Genomic DNA, 15,426 nt, shown 5'->3' on the forward strand with positions numbered 1-15,426 from the left:
GGTGCCAGGCGGTGTTCGCGAGCAAGCTCGCTCCTACAGGTAGCCCGCGTGCCGAGCTTGCTCTTCTTAGGACCGAGGGGGGCGCCTAGCCCTTGCTCGCGAACCGCCCGAGATACGAACGTCAGGCCTGGGCCAACCAGTCCCGATCAGTGAGGAAGTACTCGGTCAGGCGCGCTTCCTCGCTGCCAGGCTCGGGCTTCCAGTCGTAGCCCCAGCGCACCTGCGGCGGCAGCGACATGAGGATCGACTCGGTGCGCCCGCCCGACTGCAGGCCGAACAGCGTGCCGCGGTCGTAGACCAGGTTGAACTCGACGTAGCGGCCGCGGCGGAAGGCCTGGAACTCGCGCTGCTGCTCGGTGTACGGGGTGTCCTTGCGCTTGCGCACGATGGGCAGGTAGGCATCGATGAAGGCATCGCCGATGGCGCGCAGGAAGGCGAAGCTGGTATCGAAATCCCACTGGTTCAGGTCGTCGAAGAACAGGCCGCCGACGCCGCGCGGTTCGTTGCGGTGCTTGATGTGGAAGTAGCGGTCGCACCACTCCTTGTAGCGCGGGTAGACGTCCTCGCCGAAGGGCGCGCAGGCGTCGCGGGCGACCTGGTGCCAGAGCACACAGTCTTCCTCATGGGCGTAGTAGGGCGTCAGGTCGAAGCCGCCGCCGAACCACCAGACCGCTTCCTCGCCTTCCTTCTCGGCGATGAAGAAGCGCACGTTGGCGTGGGAGGTCGGCACGTGGGGGTTGGTCGGGTGGATCACCAGGGAAACGCCCAGCGCCTGGAAGCCGCGACCGGCCAACTCCGGACGATGCGCACTGGCACTCGGCGGCAGGCCGGCGCCGAACACGTGAGAGAAGTTCACGCCGCCCTTCTCGATCAGCGCGCCATCACCGATCACCCGCGTCCGACCGCCGCCACCCGCCGGGCGCTGCCAGGCGTCCTCGACGAAACGAGCGCTGCCGTCCTCGGCTTCGAGTGCGGCGCAGATGCGGTCTTGCAGGTCGAGCAGGTAGGCCTTCACGGCCTCGATGCGGTCGGTCACGAGAATCACCTTGGAGCGGGAAAGCCACGCGTGGCGCGGGCCGGAGCGGAGTTTGGGTGCCAAAACGGGGGCAAGCATACCATCGCCGCCGACAAAGCTGGTCTTGACGCCCGTCATGCGTGCGGCTTGGATGAAAGTCTTTTCCCCGGCGAGGCAGAGCCTCGCGCCCTCAGGAGAGCGACATGGCCAAGCGTGTTCAATTCGCCAAGACCGGCGGCCCGGAAGTCCTCGAAATCGTCGACTACACCCCGGCCGAGCCCGGCCCGAACGAGGTGCGGGTGCGTAACCGCGCCATCGGCCTGAACTTCATCGACACTTACTACCGCAGCGGCCTGTACCCCGCGCCGAGCATGCCATCCGGTGTCGGCACCGAAGGCGCTGGCGAGGTGGAAGCGGTGGGCAGCGCGGTAACCAACGTGAAGGTCGGCGATCGCGTCGGCTACGCCACCGGCCCGCTGGGCGCGTACAGCGAGCAGCACGTGCTGCCGGCAGCCAGCGTGGTGAAGCTGCCGGATGCGGTCACCTTCGAGCAGGCCGCCGCGGTCATGCTCAAGGGACTGACCGTGCAGTACCTGCTGCGCCAGACCTACAACGTGCAGCCGGGCCAGACCATCCTCTGGCACGCGGCCGCAGGCGGCGTCGGGCTGATCGCCTGCCAGTGGGCGAAAGCCATCGGCGCGCACCTGATCGGCACCGTGAGCTCCACTGCCAAGGCGGAGCTGGCGAAAGCCCACGGCGCCTGGGAAACCATCGACTACAGCCACGAGAACGTGGTCGAGCGCGTGCTCGCGCTGACCGATGGCAAGAAATGCCCGGTGGTCTACGACTCGGTGGGCAAGGACACCTGGCTGACCTCGCTGGACTGCACCGCCCAGCGCGGCCTGGTGGTGAGCTTCGGCAACGCCTCCGGCCCGGTGGACGGGGTGAACCTGGGCATCCTGTCGCAGAAGGGCTCGCTCTACGTCACCCGGCCGACGCTGTTCGGCTACGCGAGCACGCCGGAGCGCCTGCAGGCCATGGCCGACGACCTGTTCGGCATGATCACCAGCGGTAAGGTGAAGGTGGAGATCAACCAGCGCTTCGCCCTGGCAGAAGCGGCCAAGGCGCAGACCGAACTGGCGGCGCGGCGCACCACCGGGTCGACCATCCTGCTGCCCTGACGGGATGAACAGCGTTCGCGAGCAAGCTCGCTCCTACGAAGAGGCGATACATGTAGGAGCGAACTTGCTCGCGAAACGCATGAAACCCGGTTTACGAGGGTCGTACCGTCTCGCCGGTGCGCAAGTCGCGGATCAGGCTCGGATTACGGCGCCCTCCCAGGGCGCCACCGAGTACGCCATCCAGCTCACCCCGGAAGTACTGTTCCACGCGCAGACGGCTCCGAGCGGAGGGACGGCCGGCGGGGTTGGCGGAGGTAGAAATCAGCGGGCCGGTGAAGCGGCACAGTTCGCGCACCAACGGGTGGTCGGTGACGCGCAGCGCCACGGTATCGTGCTCGCCGGTCACCCACTCGGGCAGGCGTCCCTGGTGCGGCACCAGCCAGGTGTTCGGGCCAGGCCAGCTGGCGGCGAGCGTGTCCTGCCAGGCTTCGGGCAAGTCTTCGAGGAGGAAGTCGAACTGACGGATGTCGCCAGCCACCACGATCATGCCCTTTTCCACCGGGCGTGCCTTGATCGCCAGCAGGCGGTACACGGCGTCGGCGCTCCACGGGTCGCAGCCCAGGCCCCAGACGGCTTCGGTCGGGTAAGCGATCACACCGCCGTCGCGCACGACCTTTGCCATGCGCTGGGTTCGCCAGTTGCTGTACATCGTGAATTCCTCGGTTCTGCGATGCGCGGCAGTTTACGTGCTCAGCGGGCACGATGCACCCAGACGCCCGCCTCGCAGGCCACTCGCCCGTCCAGCTCCAGTTCGGTGAGTTCCGCCAGCAACTGCGGCAGCTCCAGGCCACTGCGCAACGCCAGTTGCTCACTGCTTTGCGGCGCGGCGCGCAGCAGGTCGACCAGCGGGTGAGGCGGCAACACTGGCGCGACTTCTACCGCAGGCGCGCCGTGCGTCCATCCCTGCAGGCCTTCGAGGATATGCTCGACCGTCTCCACCAGCATCGCGCCCTGGCGGATCAGCTCGTGGCAGCCGCGCGCACCGGGGTGGTGGATCGAACCGGGAATCGCGTAGACCTCGCGACCCTGCTCGGCGGCCAGCCGCGCCGTGATCAGCGACCCGCTCGACGGGCTGGCTTCCACTACCAGGGTGCCCAGTGACAGGCCGCTGATGATCCGGTTGCGCCGTGGGAAATTCGACGCCTGGGGCGCGCAGTTCAGCGGCAACTCCGAGATCACCGCGCCGCCGTGCTCGACGATGCGTTTCGCCAGTCCGAGGTGGCGACGCGGGTAGAGATGCTCCAGGCCGGTGCCCAGTACGGCAACGGTCTTGCCGCCGGCCTCCAGCGCCCCCTCATGGGCCGCGCCGTCGATGCCCAACGCCAGCCCGCTGGTGATCACGAAGCCACCGCCGGCCAGGCTGCGGGCGAAGGCCCGTGCGGTATCCAACCCCGGCTTGCTGGCCCGGCGGCTACCAACCATCGCCAATTGCGGCCGCTCCAGCAAGCACGGATCGCCGGCCAGGAACAGCAGTGGCGGCGCATCATTCAGCTCAGCGAGCAGAGCGGGGTAACCGGGAGCGTCCCACATGACCAGATGATGCTCAGGCGCTTCCAGCCAGCGCAGCGCCTGAGCCGCCTGTTCGCGGATGGAAGCATCGCGACGCGGCTCCGCGCAGACGGCAGGCAACCCCAGGGAGCGCCAGGCGGCCGCCGGCGCGCTCAAGGCGGCGGACGCCGAGCCAAAGGCCTCCAGCAGCCGGCGAAAGCGCCTGGGGCCCAGCTCGGGCAGGCCATGCAGGCGCAGCCGCGCTTCGAGTTCGGACGGGGAAAGAGTCGGGTCATGGGGCATGGCGCAGTCCTTGGCGGTGGGAAGTCGTCCGGACTATGCCGCGCAGGCAGACGCCCCCGCTGTCGGACCCTTCCGGATCGCGCCCACAAAAAACCCCGCCGGAGCGGGGTTTTCTTCGACTCACGCGTCGATCAGGGGTTGAGCACGCGGTCGTTGACCTCCAGCGAACGGGTGGCGGTCAGCACCAGACCGTAGCTCAGGCGGTTATAGGTGCGGAAGATCATCACCAGGCCCGAGCGCTCGTCCGGGATCTTCACCATCTCGTCGGTGACACGGTCGCGCACGGTTTCGCCCAGCTTGTAGATCGCCAGTACGTTGCCTTCGGCCAAGCCATCGCGGGAGCCCTTGTCGATGGTCACCACGTCATACTTGCCGATCTGAGTCACGCCGCGCGGCACGTCGATGATGGTGCCCTTGATCGGGGTGGATGGCTCGCTGGGCATGAAGGTCGAAGTGATCGCGCGTTCCTCGGTCGGGAACAGGCGGTCACCCGAACGGACTTCCTGGGTGGTGCGGGTCAGCATCAGGGTGGCGACGTCGCCTTCCTTGGCCGTGACATTGGCGCCGCCTACGTCCATAGCGTCGATGCCCAGGATTTCGTTGGTCTCCGGGTCGGTGTAAACCTTGGCCTGGCGGAAGATGCCATAGCTGTTCTCTTCCGACAGCGAGTTACCGCGAGCATAGGCGCGGTCGCCGGCGCCACTGATCACGCTCTCCTGATCGCCAGCGACCACGTAGGGGGCGCTGGAGAAGTCGGCGTCGCTATCGACGATGCGGTTGGACAGCAGGAAGGCGTTGATCTTGTCCAGCGGGATGGTCGGTATCGCCTCGGCGATCGGGGTGCTGCGCACCCGCGGCGACAGCTTGATGGTCCCGCGCGACTCCCCGCGGTTGAGCGTCAGGCGCGGCTGGCCGTCAACGTACGTGAGACTCAGCACATCACCTGGATAGATCAGGTGCGGGTTCTGAATCTGCGGATTCACCTGCCAGATTTCCGGCCACTTCCACGGCTTGCTGAGGAATTTGCCGGAGATGTCCCAGAGGGTGTCGCCCTTCACTACGGTATAGCGATCCGGATGGCCTTCCTTGAGCTGCACGGCAGCCTGCGCCACCCCGCCTGCGGCGAGCAGCAGCAGGGCGAGTAGTGTTTTCCTCATGCGGTGAATCCCTTTATTATGTGTACACATGAAACGCCTGGAAGCCGCCCCTACCGCGCTTTCCAGCGTTTTTCGATGCTGCTCAGCATATTAGCAGCCGATTTTGACTTTATTCCACAAGTGCATCACAAACGTATATGGCCATTCTGAACATTCTCGAATTCCCCGATCCGCGCCTGCGGACCATCGCCAAGCCCGTCACGGTCTTCGATGACGCCCTGCGCACGCTGATCGACGACATGTTCGAGACCATGTACGAGGCGCCGGGTATCGGCCTGGCCGCCACGCAGATCAACGTGCACAAGCGCGTCGTGGTGATGGACCTGTCCGAGGACAAGTCCGAACCCCGGGTCTACATCAACCCGGAGTTCGAATTTCTCACCGAGGAAATGGACCAGTACCAGGAAGGCTGCCTGTCGGTGCCGGGCTTCTACGAAAATGTAGACCGCCCGCAGAAAGTACGGATCAAGGCCCAGGACCGCGACGGCAACCCCTTCGAGGAAGTTGCCGAGGGCCTGCTCGCAGTGTGCATCCAGCACGAGTGCGACCACCTCAACGGCAAGCTGTTCGTCGACTACCTGTCCAACCTCAAGCGCGACCGCATCCGCAAGAAGCTGGAAAAGCAGCACCGGCAACAGGCGTGACCCCATCCCCCAAAGGCTTGCCCCGGCAAGCCTTTTGTTTTTTGTGAGCCCCCAATGAGCCAAGCACTGCGCATCGTCTTCGCCGGCACCCCGGAATTCGCCGCCGAACACCTCAAGGCCCTGCTCGATACTCCTCACGAGATCGTCGCCGCCTACACCCAGCCGGACCGCCCGGCCGGCCGAGGCCAGAAGCTGATGCCCAGCCCGGTCAAGCAGCTCGCCCTGGAGAACGGCCTGTCGGTGCTGCAGCCGCCGACCCTGCGCGACCCCGCCGCCCAGGCCGAGCTGGCCGCGCTCAAGCCGGACCTGATGGTGGTGGTAGCCTACGGGCTGATCCTGCCGCAGGCGGTGCTGGATATTCCGCGCCTGGGCTGCATCAACAGCCACGCCTCCCTGCTGCCGCGCTGGCGCGGCGCCGCGCCGATCCAGCGCGCGGTGGAAGCTGGCGACGCGCAGAGCGGCGTCACCGTGATGCAGATGGAAGCAGGGCTGGACACCGGGCCGATGCTGCTCAAGGTCGCCACGCCGATTTCCGCCGACGACACCGGCGGCAGCCTGCATGACCGTCTCGCCGAGCTCGGCCCGAAAGCCGTGGTCGGGGCCATCGCCGGCCTCGCCGCCGGCACACTCAAGGGCGAGGTGCAGGACGACGCGCTGGCCACCTACGCACACAAGCTGAACAAGGAAGAGGCGCGCATCGACTGGTCGCGCCCGGCCGACGAACTGGAGCGCCGCATCCGCGCCTTCACGCCCTGGCCGGTCTGCCACACCACCCTCGGCGAAGCCGCGCTGAAAGTGCTTGGCGCCAAGCCGGCAGAAGGCAAGGGCGAGCCAGGCAAGATTCTCGACGCCAGCCGCGACGGCCTTCTGGTCGCCTGCGGTGAAGGCGCGCTGCTGCTGACCCGCCTGCAACTGCCCGGCGGCAAGCCGCTGGCCTTCGCCGACCTGTTCAACAGCCGCCGCGAGCAGTTCGCGCCAGGACAGGTGCTGGGCGCATGAGTACCAATCCCCGTCTGGCGGCGGCCCGCGCGCTGGCCGCCGTGCTCGCCGGTCGCGCCTCGCTGGGCAGCTCGCTACCAACCCAGCTGGAAAACGTCGAGCCGCGCGACCGTGGCCTGGTGCAGGAGCTGGCCTTCGGCAGCGCCCGCTGGCAGCCGCGCCTGTCCACCCTCGCGGCGCGCCTGCTGCAGAAGCCGTTCAAGGCCGGCGACCGTGACGTCGAGGCCTTGCTATTGGTCGGCCTGTATCAGCTGCTCTACACCCGAATTCCGCCGCACGCGGCCATCGGCGAGACCGTCGGCTGCGCGGACAAGCTGAAGAAGCCCTGGGCCAAGGGGCTGCTCAACGCCGTGCTGCGCCGTGCCCAACGCGAAAGCGAAACGCTGCTGGCCGAGGTCGACAAGGACCCAGCCGCGCGCCTGGCGCACCCGCGCTGGCTGCAGAAGGCGCTGAAGAAATCCTGGCCGGAGCAGTTCGAAGCGATCTGCGCCGCCAACAACGCGCACCCGCCGATGACCCTGCGGGTGAATCGCCGCCACGGCAGCCGCGATGCCTACCTGGAAGAGCTGAACCGCGTCGGTTTCGAAGCGACCGCCTGCGAGTTCAGCCGCGACGGCATCAACCTTGTGCAGCCATGCGACGTGCGTGAGCTACCGGGCTTCGCCGAAGGCCGCGTCAGCGTGCAGGACGAAGCCGCGCAACTAGCCGCCGACCTGCTGGAACTGGCGCCGAACCTGCGCGTACTGGACGCCTGCTGCGCCCCCGGCGGCAAGACCTGCCACCTGATGGAAGCCGAGCCGGCGCTGGCTGGCGTGGTCGCCGTGGACCTGGAAGAAAGCCGCCTGGTGCGCGTGCGCGAGAACCTCGCCCGCCTGCAGCTTTCGGCCGAGCTGTTCGCCGCCGATGCCCGCGACACCGCCAAGTGGTGGGATGGCAAGGCCTTCCAGCGCATCCTGCTGGACGCACCGTGCTCCGCCACCGGGGTGATCCGCCGTCATCCGGACATCAAGCTGACCCGCACCGCCGAGGACATCGAGGCGCTGGCCCAGCTGCAGGGCGAACTGCTCGACGCGTTGTGGGCGACCCTAGAAGTCGGCGGCGTGCTGGTCTATGCGACCTGCTCGGTAATGCCGCAGGAGAACAGCGACCAGATCGCTGCGTTCCTCGGCCGCACCCCAGGTGCCCGCGAACTGGACCTGCCCGGACCGTGGGGCGTCAAGCAGCCCCATGGCCGCCAGCTGTTCCCCCAGGAAGCAGGGCATGACGGCTTCTACTATGCCAAGCTCATCAAGATTTCGGCGAAGTAACAGGCGCCGACTCCCTACGGATCGAAACGGAAAGCACGCCGCTCCATGAAGATCATCATCCTCGGTGCCGGCCAGGTCGGCGGCACTCTGGCCGAGCACCTCGCCAGCGAAGCCAATGACATCACCGTCGTCGATACCGACGGCGAGCGTCTGCGCGACCTCAACGACCGCCTGGACATCCGCACCGTCCACGGCAAGGCCTCGTTCCCCACCGTGCTGCGCCAGGCAGGTGCCGACGACGCCGACATGCTGGTGGCGGTGACCAACAGCGACGAGGTGAACATGGTGGCCTGCCAGGTCGCCTACACCCTGTTCAACACCCCTACCCGCATCGCCCGCGTGCGCGAGGCGGCGTACCTGACCCGCGCCGGGCTGTTCGACAACGAGGCGATCCCGGTCGACGTGCTGATCAGCCCCGAGCAGGTGGTGACCAACTACATCAAGCGCCTGGTGGAATACCCCGGCGCCCTGCAGGTAATCGACTTCGCCGAGGGCAAGGCCCAGCTTGTGGGCATCCGCGCCTACTACGGCGGCCCGCTGGTGGGCCAGGAGCTGCGCCAACTGCGCGAGCACATGCCCAACGCCGATACCCGCGTGGCGGCGATCTACCGGCGCAACCGGCCGATCATTCCTCAGGGCGACACGGTGATCGAGGCCGACGACGAGGTCTTCTTCATTGCCGCCAAGGCCCACATCCGTGCCGTTATGGGCGAGATGCGCCGGCTCGAGGACAGCTACAAGCGGATCATCATCGCCGGCGGCGGCAACATCGGCGAGCGCCTGGCCGAGGCCATCGAGAGCCGCTACCAGGTGAAGATCATCGAGATGAACCCGGCGCGCTGCCGGCACCTCTCCGACAGCCTGGACAGCTCCATCGTCCTGCAGGGTAGCGCCTCGGACCGCGACCTGCTGCTGGAAGAGAACATCGGCGATACCGACCTGTTCCTTGCCCTGACCAACGACGACGAGGCGAACATCATGTCCTCGCTGCTGGCCAAGCGCCTGGGCGCGCGCAAGGTGATGACGCTGATCAACAACCCCGCCTACGTCGACCTGGTGCAGGGCGGCGAGATCGACATCGCCATCAGCCCGCAGTTGGCCACCATCGGCACCCTGCTGACCCACGTGCGTCGCGGCGACATCGAGAGCGTGCATTCCCTGCGCCGCGGCGCCGCCGAAGCCATCGAGGTGGTCGCCCACGGCGACGCCAAGTCGAGCAAGGTGATCGGCCGCAAGATCAACGAAGTCCAACTGCCGCCCGGCACCACCATCGGCGCGGTGATCCGCGACGACGACGTGCTGATCGCCCACGGCGAGACGAAGATCGAGTCCGGCGACCACGTGATCCTCTTCGTGGTGGACAAGAAGCGCATCCGCGATGTCGAGCGGCTGTTCCAGGCCGGCCTGACCTTCTTCTGATTCTTCCGGGTCGCTGCAAAGCGGCCCGGCGGTTTTTTCCGCCCTTCATTTCAGACAGCTCCTACTGCACTTCGGAGTGTGTCTTGGCACCCTGCGCGGCCTGTTCCTGCCTGTATCACCACAGTCATGCGCTACGCCTCCATCGCCCGCATCCTTGGCGTGCTGCTGATGCTGTTCAGCACCACGCACCTGCCGCCGCTGCTGATCGACCTGTACTACATCGAGTCGACCTGGCGCGCATTTACCCTGTCGTTCCTGGTTACCCTGCTGACTGGTCTGGCCATCTGGTGGCCGTTCCGCCAGCACAAGGAAGACCTGCGCATCCGCGACGGCTACCTGGTGACAGCGCTGTTCTGGATCGTCCTGGGCTCCTTCGGCGCCCTGCCGTTCGCCTTGTCGAGCGCGCCGCACATGGGCGTGGTCGATTCGCTGTTCGAGTCCTTCTCCGGCCTTAGCACCACGGGCGCCACCGTGCTCACCGGGCTCGATGCGCTGCCCCACGCGATCCTCTACTACCGCCAGCAGCTGCAATGGCTGGGCGGGATGGGCATCGTGGTGCTGGCGGTGGCGGTGATGCCGATGCTGGGCATCGGCGGCATGCAGCTGTACCGCGCGGAAATGCCCGGCCCGCTGAAGGAGCACAAGCTCTCGCCGCGCATCGCCGATACCGCCAAGACCCTGTGGTTCCTCTACTGCGGCCTGACCCTGGCCTGCGCGCTGGCCTACTGGGCGGCGGGGATGAGCCTGTTCGACGCGATCGGCCACAGCTTCTCGACCATCGCCATCGGCGGCTTTTCCACCCACGACGCCAGCATCGGCTACTTCGACAGCCCGCTGATCGAGCTGATCTGCATGACCTTCCTGGTGATTTCCGGGATCAACTTCAGCCTGCACTTCCTCGCCTGGCGCCGACGCAGCCTGCGTCACTACCTGAAGGACACCGAGTGTCGGGCCTACCTCGGCATCCTGCTGGTACTGTTCCTGATCAGCGCGACAACGCTGGTGCTCAAGCATCACTACGACACGCCGCTGCAATCGATCCGCTACGCAGCGTTCATGGTGGTCTCGGTGGCGACCACCACCGGCTTCGGCCTCGCGGACTTCAGCACCTGGCCAACCTTGCTGCCCTACCTGCTGCTCTACAGCACCTTCATCGGTGCCTGTGCCGGTTCCACCGGCGGCGGCATGAAGGTGATGCGCATGCTGCTGGTCTATCGCCAGGGCATGCGCGAGTTCCTGCGCCTGCTGCATCCCAACGGGGTATTCCTGGTGAAGCTCGGGAGGCGCACCGTGCCCGATCGCGTGGTGGAATCGGTGTGGGCATTCTTCTCGATCTACCTGCTCACCTTCGTCAGTCTCATGCTGGTGCTGCTGGCGCTGGGCGTGGATCAGCTCACCGCGTTCTCCACGCTTGCTTCCTGCCTGAACAACCTGGGCCCGGCACTGGGCGAGGCCGCAGTGCACTACGGCAGCCTGCCGGCCAGCGCCAAGCTGGTGCTGAGCCTCGCGATGGTGCTGGGCCGACTGGAGGTGTTCTCCCTGCTGATCCTGCTGACGCCCGCCTTCTGGCGCACTTGAATGAGGCACAATGGCGGCCTGCTGACGGAGGCTCGCCATGATCGACTCGCTGGAAAAGATGCTCGCCAAGGGCGTGGACAACTCGCTGCTGCGCTTCGGCCTGGGCAAGGGCTACCTGGACGCCGGCGACGCCGCCAAGGCCGCCGAGCACCTGCGCCGCTGCGTGGAACAGGACCCGAAGTACTCCGCCGCCTGGAAGCTGCTGGGCAAGGCGCTGCAGGCTCAGGGCGACCTGGACGGCGCCCGTACCGCCTGGACCGATGGCCTGACCGCCGCCCAGGCCCACGGCGACAAGCAGGCAGAGAAAGAGATGACGGTATTCCTGCGCAAGCTGGACAAGGCAAAGGGCGCGTAAGCGCCCTTTTTGTATTGCTCTCGGGGACGGAAGGCCCTGTAGGAGCGAGCTTGCTCGCGAACCGCCTGGCACCGGAGCCGCGGGGAAATCCGTTCGCGAGCAAGCTCGCTCCTACAAGAAAACGGTCCGTACCTTAGAGAACCTCGCTGGCCACCGCATCCACCGCCGCCTTGGCGATGCCGACGATCTCGTCCGCCTCGGCGCGGGTCAGCACCAGCGGCGGGGCGAAGCCGAGGATGTCGCCGTGGGGCATGGCGCGGGCGATCATGCCGCGTTCCAGGCAGGCCGCCGAGACCTTCGGACCGACTTTCAGGGACGGGTCGAAAGGCCTGCGCGCCTCGCGGTCAGCCATGAATTCCAGTGCCGCCAGCATGCCGTCGCCGCGCACCTCGCCCACCAGCGGGTGGCCCTCGAAGGTCTGGCGCAGCTGCTGGTTGAGGTAGCCGCCGACTTGCGCCGCATTGGCGGTGATGTTTTCCCGTTCGAGGATGTCCAGGTTGGCCAGCGCCGCTGCCGCGCAGATGGGGTGGCCGGAGTAGGTCCAGCCGTGTCCCATGGCGCCTTCGCGGCTGGACGCGCTGTCAATCACATCCCACACCTTCTCGCCGACTATCACCGCCGACAGCGGCGCGTAGGCGCTCGTCAGGCCCTTGGCGGTGGTGATCAGGTCCGGGCGCATGCCGTAGCGCTGGCTGCCCATCTTGTCGCCGACGCGGCCAAAGGCGCAGACCACCTCGTCGGCGATCAGCAGCACGTCGTACTTCGCCAGCACCGCCTGGATCGCCTCCCAGTAGCCCTTGGGCGGGACGATGATGCCGCCGGTGCCCATCACCGGCTCGCCGATGAAGGCCGCCACGGTGTCCGGGCCTTCGGCGAGGATCAGGTTTTCCAGCTCCTGGGCGCAGTGGCGCACGAAGCTCGCTTCGTCCATGCCGGCCGGAGCCTTGTAGAAGTGCGGACAGAGGGTGTGCTTGACGCCCTCCACCGGCAGGTCGAAGTGCTGGTGGAAGCTCGCAAGGCCCGTGAGGCTGCCGGTGACGATGCCCGAGCCGTGGTAGCCGCGCTGCCGCGAGATGATCTTTTTCTTCTGCGGCCGGCCCAGCACGTTGTTGTAGTAGCGCACCAGCTTGACCTGGGTTTCGTTGGCGTCGGAGCCGGAGAGGCCGTAGTAGACCTTCTTCATGCCCACCGGCGCCCAGTCGCGGATGATCCGCGCGGACAGCTCGATGATCGCCTCGGAGGAGTGGCCCACATAGGTGTGGTAGTAGGCCAGCTGCGTGGCCTGCGCATGGATCGCGTCGGCGACCTCAGTGCGGCCGTAGCCGATGTTCACGCAGTACAGGCCGGCGAAGGCATCGAGCAGCTCGCGGCCCTGGTGATCGCGGATGCGCACGCCGGAAGCGCCGGTGATGATGCGCCCCGGCAGCGCGCCGCTGGCGTGGTCATGGGCGTGGGTCGACGGGTGCATGAAGTGTGCGCGGTCTTCCTCGAACAGCTTGGCGTAGTCGGTCATGGCGGTGGTCTCCCGGTCAGATGGCGCCGTGGTGCAGGGCGAAGTACTTGGTTTCGACGAAGGGCTCGAAGCCCTCGCTGCCGCCTTCGCGGCCAAGGCCCGAAGCCTTCATGCCGCCGAAGGGAATGGGGTGGCCGGTGAACCTGGCGCCGTTGACCGCCACCATGGCGAACTCCAGGCGCCGCATCAGCGGCCAGATGTGATCCAGGCGTTGCCCACAAAGGTAGGCGGCCAGGCCGTACTCGGTGTCGTTGGCCTGCCGGACGGCTTCGTCCAGGTCGTCGTACGCGCTGACGCCGGCGATGGGGGCGAAGTTTTCCTCGCGCCAGATGCGCATCTGCGGCGTGACATCGGCCAGCACGGTCGGCTGATGAAACCAGCCGCCCAGCGCATGCGGTTCGCCGCCGGCGAGCAGGCGCGCCCCCTGGGCGATGGCGTCCTGCACGCGCTCGCAGGTGACGTCGAAGGCGCCCTGGTGCATCAGCGGGCCGATCTGGCTGCGCGAGTCGCTGGCCGGACCGACGCGCAGTTCGCGCACGGCACGGGCGAAGCGCTGCAGGAAGGGTTCGTAGAGGTCGCGGGCGACCAGGATGCGGTTGGCCGCGCAGCAGTCCTGCCCGGAGGTCTGGAACTTGGCGTCGAGGGCGAACTGCACCGCCTGCTCCAGATCGGCATCGGGCAGCACGATGAAGGGCGCGTTGCCGCCCAGTTCCAGGGCGACTTTCTTCACGTCCTGGGCGGCGGCCTGCAGGACCAATTTGCCCACGCGGGTCGAGCCGGTGAAGCTCACGGCGCGTACGCGGCCATCGCCGACCAGGGTTTCCATGGCCATCTGCGGCTCGCCCAGCACCACGTTGAACACGCCGGCGGGGAAGCCGGCTTCTTCCGCCAGTTGCGCCAGGGCGAAGGCGGAGTAGGGCGTCTCGTGGGCCGGCTTGACCACCACGGTGCAACCGGCGGCCAGGGCGGCAGCTGCCTTGCGGGTGATCATCGCCGAGGGGAAATTCCACGGCGTCAGCAGGGCGGCGACGCCGACCGGCTCGACCACCGTGCCCAGGTGTGCGTTGGGGATGTGGCTGGGAATGTTGCGGCCGTTCAACCGCCGCGCTTCCTCGGCGAACCAGGGGATGAAGCTGGCGGCGTAGTCGATCTCGCCAAGGGCTTCGGCCAGCGGCTTGCCCTGTTCCAGGCTGAGAATCTGCGCGAGGTCTTCGCGATGCTGGCGAATCAGCTCGGCCCAGCGGCGCAGCAGCTCGCCGCGTTCGTCCAGCGTGCGGGCTCGCCAGGCGGGGAAGGCGGCAGCGGCGGCGTCCACCGCGGCGACGATCTGCTCGCGGTCGAGCAGCGGCACATGGCCGATGGCTTCGCGGGTGGCGGGGTTGTCGACGGCGATGCTGGTGCCGCTCGCGCTGTGCAGCCAGTGGCCATTCACATAGCAGAGCGACTTGAACAGCAGGGGATGGGCGAAGGACATGGCGGCGGCTCCCGGACGGTTGGCATGGAGACCATGCTAGGGGCCGGAGGCGCGCGGTTTTTTCCTAAGCGGGGGATGGCGGCGGCAAATCTTTTCGCAGTTCTGCCGCCGCTGTTGGGCTTTTTCGGGCGGCGTCAGGCCGTGGCGGCGCGACGCAGGTTACGGGTAATGGCGCTGAGCAACATGCCGTAGAGCGGCACGAAGAGCATCAGCATGACCGCCAGCTTCACGCCGTAGTCGACCCAGGCGATCTCCACCCAGTGCTCGGCCATGAAGGCGTTGTCGCTGTGCCAGAAAGCGATGGAGAAGAAGGTGAAGGTGTCCAGCAGGTTGCCGAACAGGGTCGAGACCACCGGGGCGATCCACCACTGGCGCATGCGCCGCAAGCGGTCGAAGACCTGGACATCGAGGATCTGGCCGAACACGTAGGCCAGGAAGCTGGCCAGGGAAATCCGCGCCACGAAGGTGTTGAATTCGCCCAGGGAGGCGAGCCCTCTGAAGGCGCCTTCCTGGAAGATCACCGAGATCACGTAGGACGCCAGCAGCGCCGGAATCATCACCCGCGCGATGACCAGCCGCGCCGGGCGCTTGCCGAGCAGGCGGACGGTGAGGTCAGTGGCCAGGAAGATGAACGGGAAGCTGAACGCGCCCCAGGTGGTGTGCCAGCCAAAGAGGGTCATTGGCAGCTGCACCAGGTAGTTGCTGGCGATGATGATCAGGATGTGGAACGCGACCAGGCCGGCGAGTGCGCCGCGCCTTGCCGCCGGAAGGGATGCCGACATGCTTTGGGCCTTTTTCGTCGATGGGGTGAGGGAACCCATGCCCGACACCATGCCGAGCGGCGCGCATTGTATACGATCCGGACCTGGAAGTCAGGATTTGTTGGGCAAATTTTGTTCAACCGCCGACGGGCGTTTATGTAGGAGCGAGCTTGCTCGCGAACCCGCGCGGCACCGACGCCGCCGGGAAATCTGTTCGCGAGCAAGGACTGGG

At 66.9% G+C, this 15,426-nt stretch carries 14 protein-coding genes; 7 read left to right on the forward strand and 7 right to left on the reverse strand.

Annotated features, from left to right (window positions below):
- Window positions 1-121: 121 nt before the first annotated feature.
- On the reverse strand, window positions 122-1,036 hold the full coding sequence (gene hemF, locus ACIPK7_RS10790) for an oxygen-dependent coproporphyrinogen oxidase (protein ID WP_401087627.1): 915 nt from the start codon (window positions 1,034-1,036) through the stop codon (window positions 122-124).
- Window positions 1,037-1,218: 182 nt separating this feature from the next.
- Between hemF and ACIPK7_RS10795 the strand changes: the two genes are divergently transcribed.
- Window positions 1,219-2,196 (forward strand): NADPH:quinone reductase, encoded by a 978-nt coding sequence (locus tag ACIPK7_RS10795; RefSeq protein WP_192435664.1) that lies wholly within the window; start codon window positions 1,219-1,221, stop codon window positions 2,194-2,196.
- A 91-nt stretch (window positions 2,197-2,287) separates the two neighbouring features.
- Here the strand turns inward: ACIPK7_RS10795 and ACIPK7_RS10800 are convergent, their stop codons facing one another.
- The 3 genes from ACIPK7_RS10800 to ACIPK7_RS10810 form a co-directional block, all read right to left on the reverse strand.
- Window positions 2,288-2,845 carry an L-threonylcarbamoyladenylate synthase gene (locus tag ACIPK7_RS10800; RefSeq protein ID WP_401087629.1) on the reverse strand — a complete coding sequence of 186 codons (558 nt, stop codon included), beginning with the start codon at window positions 2,843-2,845 and terminating at the stop codon, window positions 2,288-2,290.
- 41 nt (window positions 2,846-2,886) lie between these two features.
- On the reverse strand, window positions 2,887-3,987 hold the full coding sequence (dprA, locus tag ACIPK7_RS10805; protein ID WP_401087631.1) for a DNA-processing protein DprA: 1,101 nt from the start codon (window positions 3,985-3,987) through the stop codon (window positions 2,887-2,889).
- Window positions 3,988-4,118: 131 nt separating this feature from the next.
- Complete coding sequence (locus ACIPK7_RS10810; RefSeq protein WP_401087633.1) at window positions 4,119-5,144, reverse strand: LysM peptidoglycan-binding domain-containing protein; 1,026 nt, start codon at window positions 5,142-5,144, stop codon at window positions 4,119-4,121.
- 137 nt (window positions 5,145-5,281) lie between these two features.
- On the opposite strand from ACIPK7_RS10810, the gene def reads away from it, so the two are divergent.
- The 6 genes from def to ACIPK7_RS10840 all read left to right on the forward strand — a co-directional run bounded on the left by def (window position 5,282) and on the right by ACIPK7_RS10840 (window position 11,446).
- A complete protein-coding gene (def, locus tag ACIPK7_RS10815) occupies window positions 5,282-5,788 on the forward strand; it encodes a peptide deformylase (protein WP_138520006.1) in 507 nt (168 codons plus the stop codon).
- Window positions 5,789-5,842: 54 nt separating this feature from the next.
- A complete protein-coding gene (gene fmt, locus ACIPK7_RS10820) occupies window positions 5,843-6,787 on the forward strand; it encodes a methionyl-tRNA formyltransferase (RefSeq protein ID WP_192435668.1) in 945 nt (314 codons plus the stop codon).
- Complete coding sequence (gene rsmB, locus ACIPK7_RS10825) at window positions 6,784-8,094, forward strand: 16S rRNA (cytosine(967)-C(5))-methyltransferase RsmB (protein WP_401087635.1); 1,311 nt, start codon at window positions 6,784-6,786, stop codon at window positions 8,092-8,094. Before fmt ends, rsmB begins: the two co-directional genes overlap by 4 nt.
- Before the next feature lie 45 nt (window positions 8,095-8,139).
- The gene (trkA, locus tag ACIPK7_RS10830; protein ID WP_017518880.1) at window positions 8,140-9,513 is read left to right on the forward strand and encodes a Trk system potassium transporter TrkA; all 1,374 of its coding nucleotides are present in this window, start codon (window positions 8,140-8,142) and stop codon (window positions 9,511-9,513) included.
- Window positions 9,514-9,639: 126 nt separating this feature from the next.
- Window positions 9,640-11,091: a TrkH family potassium uptake protein gene (locus ACIPK7_RS10835; RefSeq protein ID WP_401087637.1), complete on the forward strand. Its 1,452-nt coding sequence runs from the start codon at window positions 9,640-9,642 to the stop codon at window positions 11,089-11,091.
- A 37-nt stretch (window positions 11,092-11,128) separates the two neighbouring features.
- Entirely contained in the window at window positions 11,129-11,446 is a 318-nt protein-coding gene (locus tag ACIPK7_RS10840; RefSeq protein ID WP_401087639.1) for a tetratricopeptide repeat protein, read from the forward strand.
- Window positions 11,447-11,579: 133 nt separating this feature from the next.
- Here ACIPK7_RS10840 and ACIPK7_RS10845 read toward each other — a convergent pair whose 3' ends face one another.
- From ACIPK7_RS10845 to ACIPK7_RS10855, 3 genes are all read right to left on the reverse strand, one after another.
- Window positions 11,580-12,959 carry an aspartate aminotransferase family protein gene (locus ACIPK7_RS10845; protein WP_401087641.1) on the reverse strand — a complete coding sequence of 460 codons (1,380 nt, stop codon included), beginning with the start codon at window positions 12,957-12,959 and terminating at the stop codon, window positions 11,580-11,582.
- A 16-nt stretch (window positions 12,960-12,975) separates the two neighbouring features.
- Window positions 12,976-14,433, reverse strand: coding sequence for an NAD-dependent succinate-semialdehyde dehydrogenase (locus ACIPK7_RS10850; protein WP_401087643.1), 1,458 nt, complete (start codon window positions 14,431-14,433; stop codon window positions 12,976-12,978).
- Between the two features lie 134 nt (window positions 14,434-14,567).
- Window positions 14,568-15,215 (reverse strand): 7-cyano-7-deazaguanine/7-aminomethyl-7-deazaguanine transporter, encoded by a 648-nt coding sequence (locus tag ACIPK7_RS10855; protein ID WP_401087645.1) that lies wholly within the window; start codon window positions 15,213-15,215, stop codon window positions 14,568-14,570.
- Window positions 15,216-15,426: the final 211 nt, after the last annotated feature.

Origin of the sequence: Pseudomonas sp. NPDC086581 (assembly GCF_044746165.1) — a bacterium.
In the GTDB taxonomy this organism is placed as follows: domain Bacteria; phylum Pseudomonadota; class Gammaproteobacteria; order Pseudomonadales; family Pseudomonadaceae; genus Pseudomonas.

Bases quoted from the DNA above. Each gene is read 5' to 3' on its own strand.
- ACIPK7_RS10795 (WP_192435664.1), top strand. From the start codon at position 1,219: ATGGCCAAGCGTGTTCAATTCGCCAAGACCGGCGGCCCGGAAGTCCTC.
- ACIPK7_RS10800 (WP_401087629.1), bottom strand. From the start codon at position 2,845: ATGTACAGCAACTGGCGAACCCAGCGCATGGCAAAGGTCGTGCGCGAC.
- dprA (WP_401087631.1), bottom strand. From the start codon at position 3,987: ATGCCCCATGACCCGACTCTTTCCCCGTCCGAACTCGAAGCGCGGCTG.
- ACIPK7_RS10810 (WP_401087633.1), bottom strand. From the start codon at position 5,144: ATGAGGAAAACACTACTCGCCCTGCTGCTGCTCGCCGCAGGCGGGGTG.
- def (WP_138520006.1), top strand. From the start codon at position 5,282: ATGGCCATTCTGAACATTCTCGAATTCCCCGATCCGCGCCTGCGGACC.
- fmt (WP_192435668.1), top strand. From the start codon at position 5,843: ATGAGCCAAGCACTGCGCATCGTCTTCGCCGGCACCCCGGAATTCGCC.
- rsmB (WP_401087635.1), top strand. From the start codon at position 6,784: ATGAGTACCAATCCCCGTCTGGCGGCGGCCCGCGCGCTGGCCGCCGTG.
- trkA (WP_017518880.1), top strand. From the start codon at position 8,140: ATGAAGATCATCATCCTCGGTGCCGGCCAGGTCGGCGGCACTCTGGCC.
- ACIPK7_RS10835 (WP_401087637.1), top strand. From the start codon at position 9,640: ATGCGCTACGCCTCCATCGCCCGCATCCTTGGCGTGCTGCTGATGCTG.
- ACIPK7_RS10840 (WP_401087639.1), top strand. From the start codon at position 11,129: ATGATCGACTCGCTGGAAAAGATGCTCGCCAAGGGCGTGGACAACTCG.
- ACIPK7_RS10845 (WP_401087641.1), bottom strand. From the start codon at position 12,959: ATGACCGACTACGCCAAGCTGTTCGAGGAAGACCGCGCACACTTCATG.
- ACIPK7_RS10850 (WP_401087643.1), bottom strand. From the start codon at position 14,433: ATGTCCTTCGCCCATCCCCTGCTGTTCAAGTCGCTCTGCTATGTGAAT.
- ACIPK7_RS10855 (WP_401087645.1), bottom strand. From the start codon at position 15,215: ATGTCGGCATCCCTTCCGGCGGCAAGGCGCGGCGCACTCGCCGGCCTG.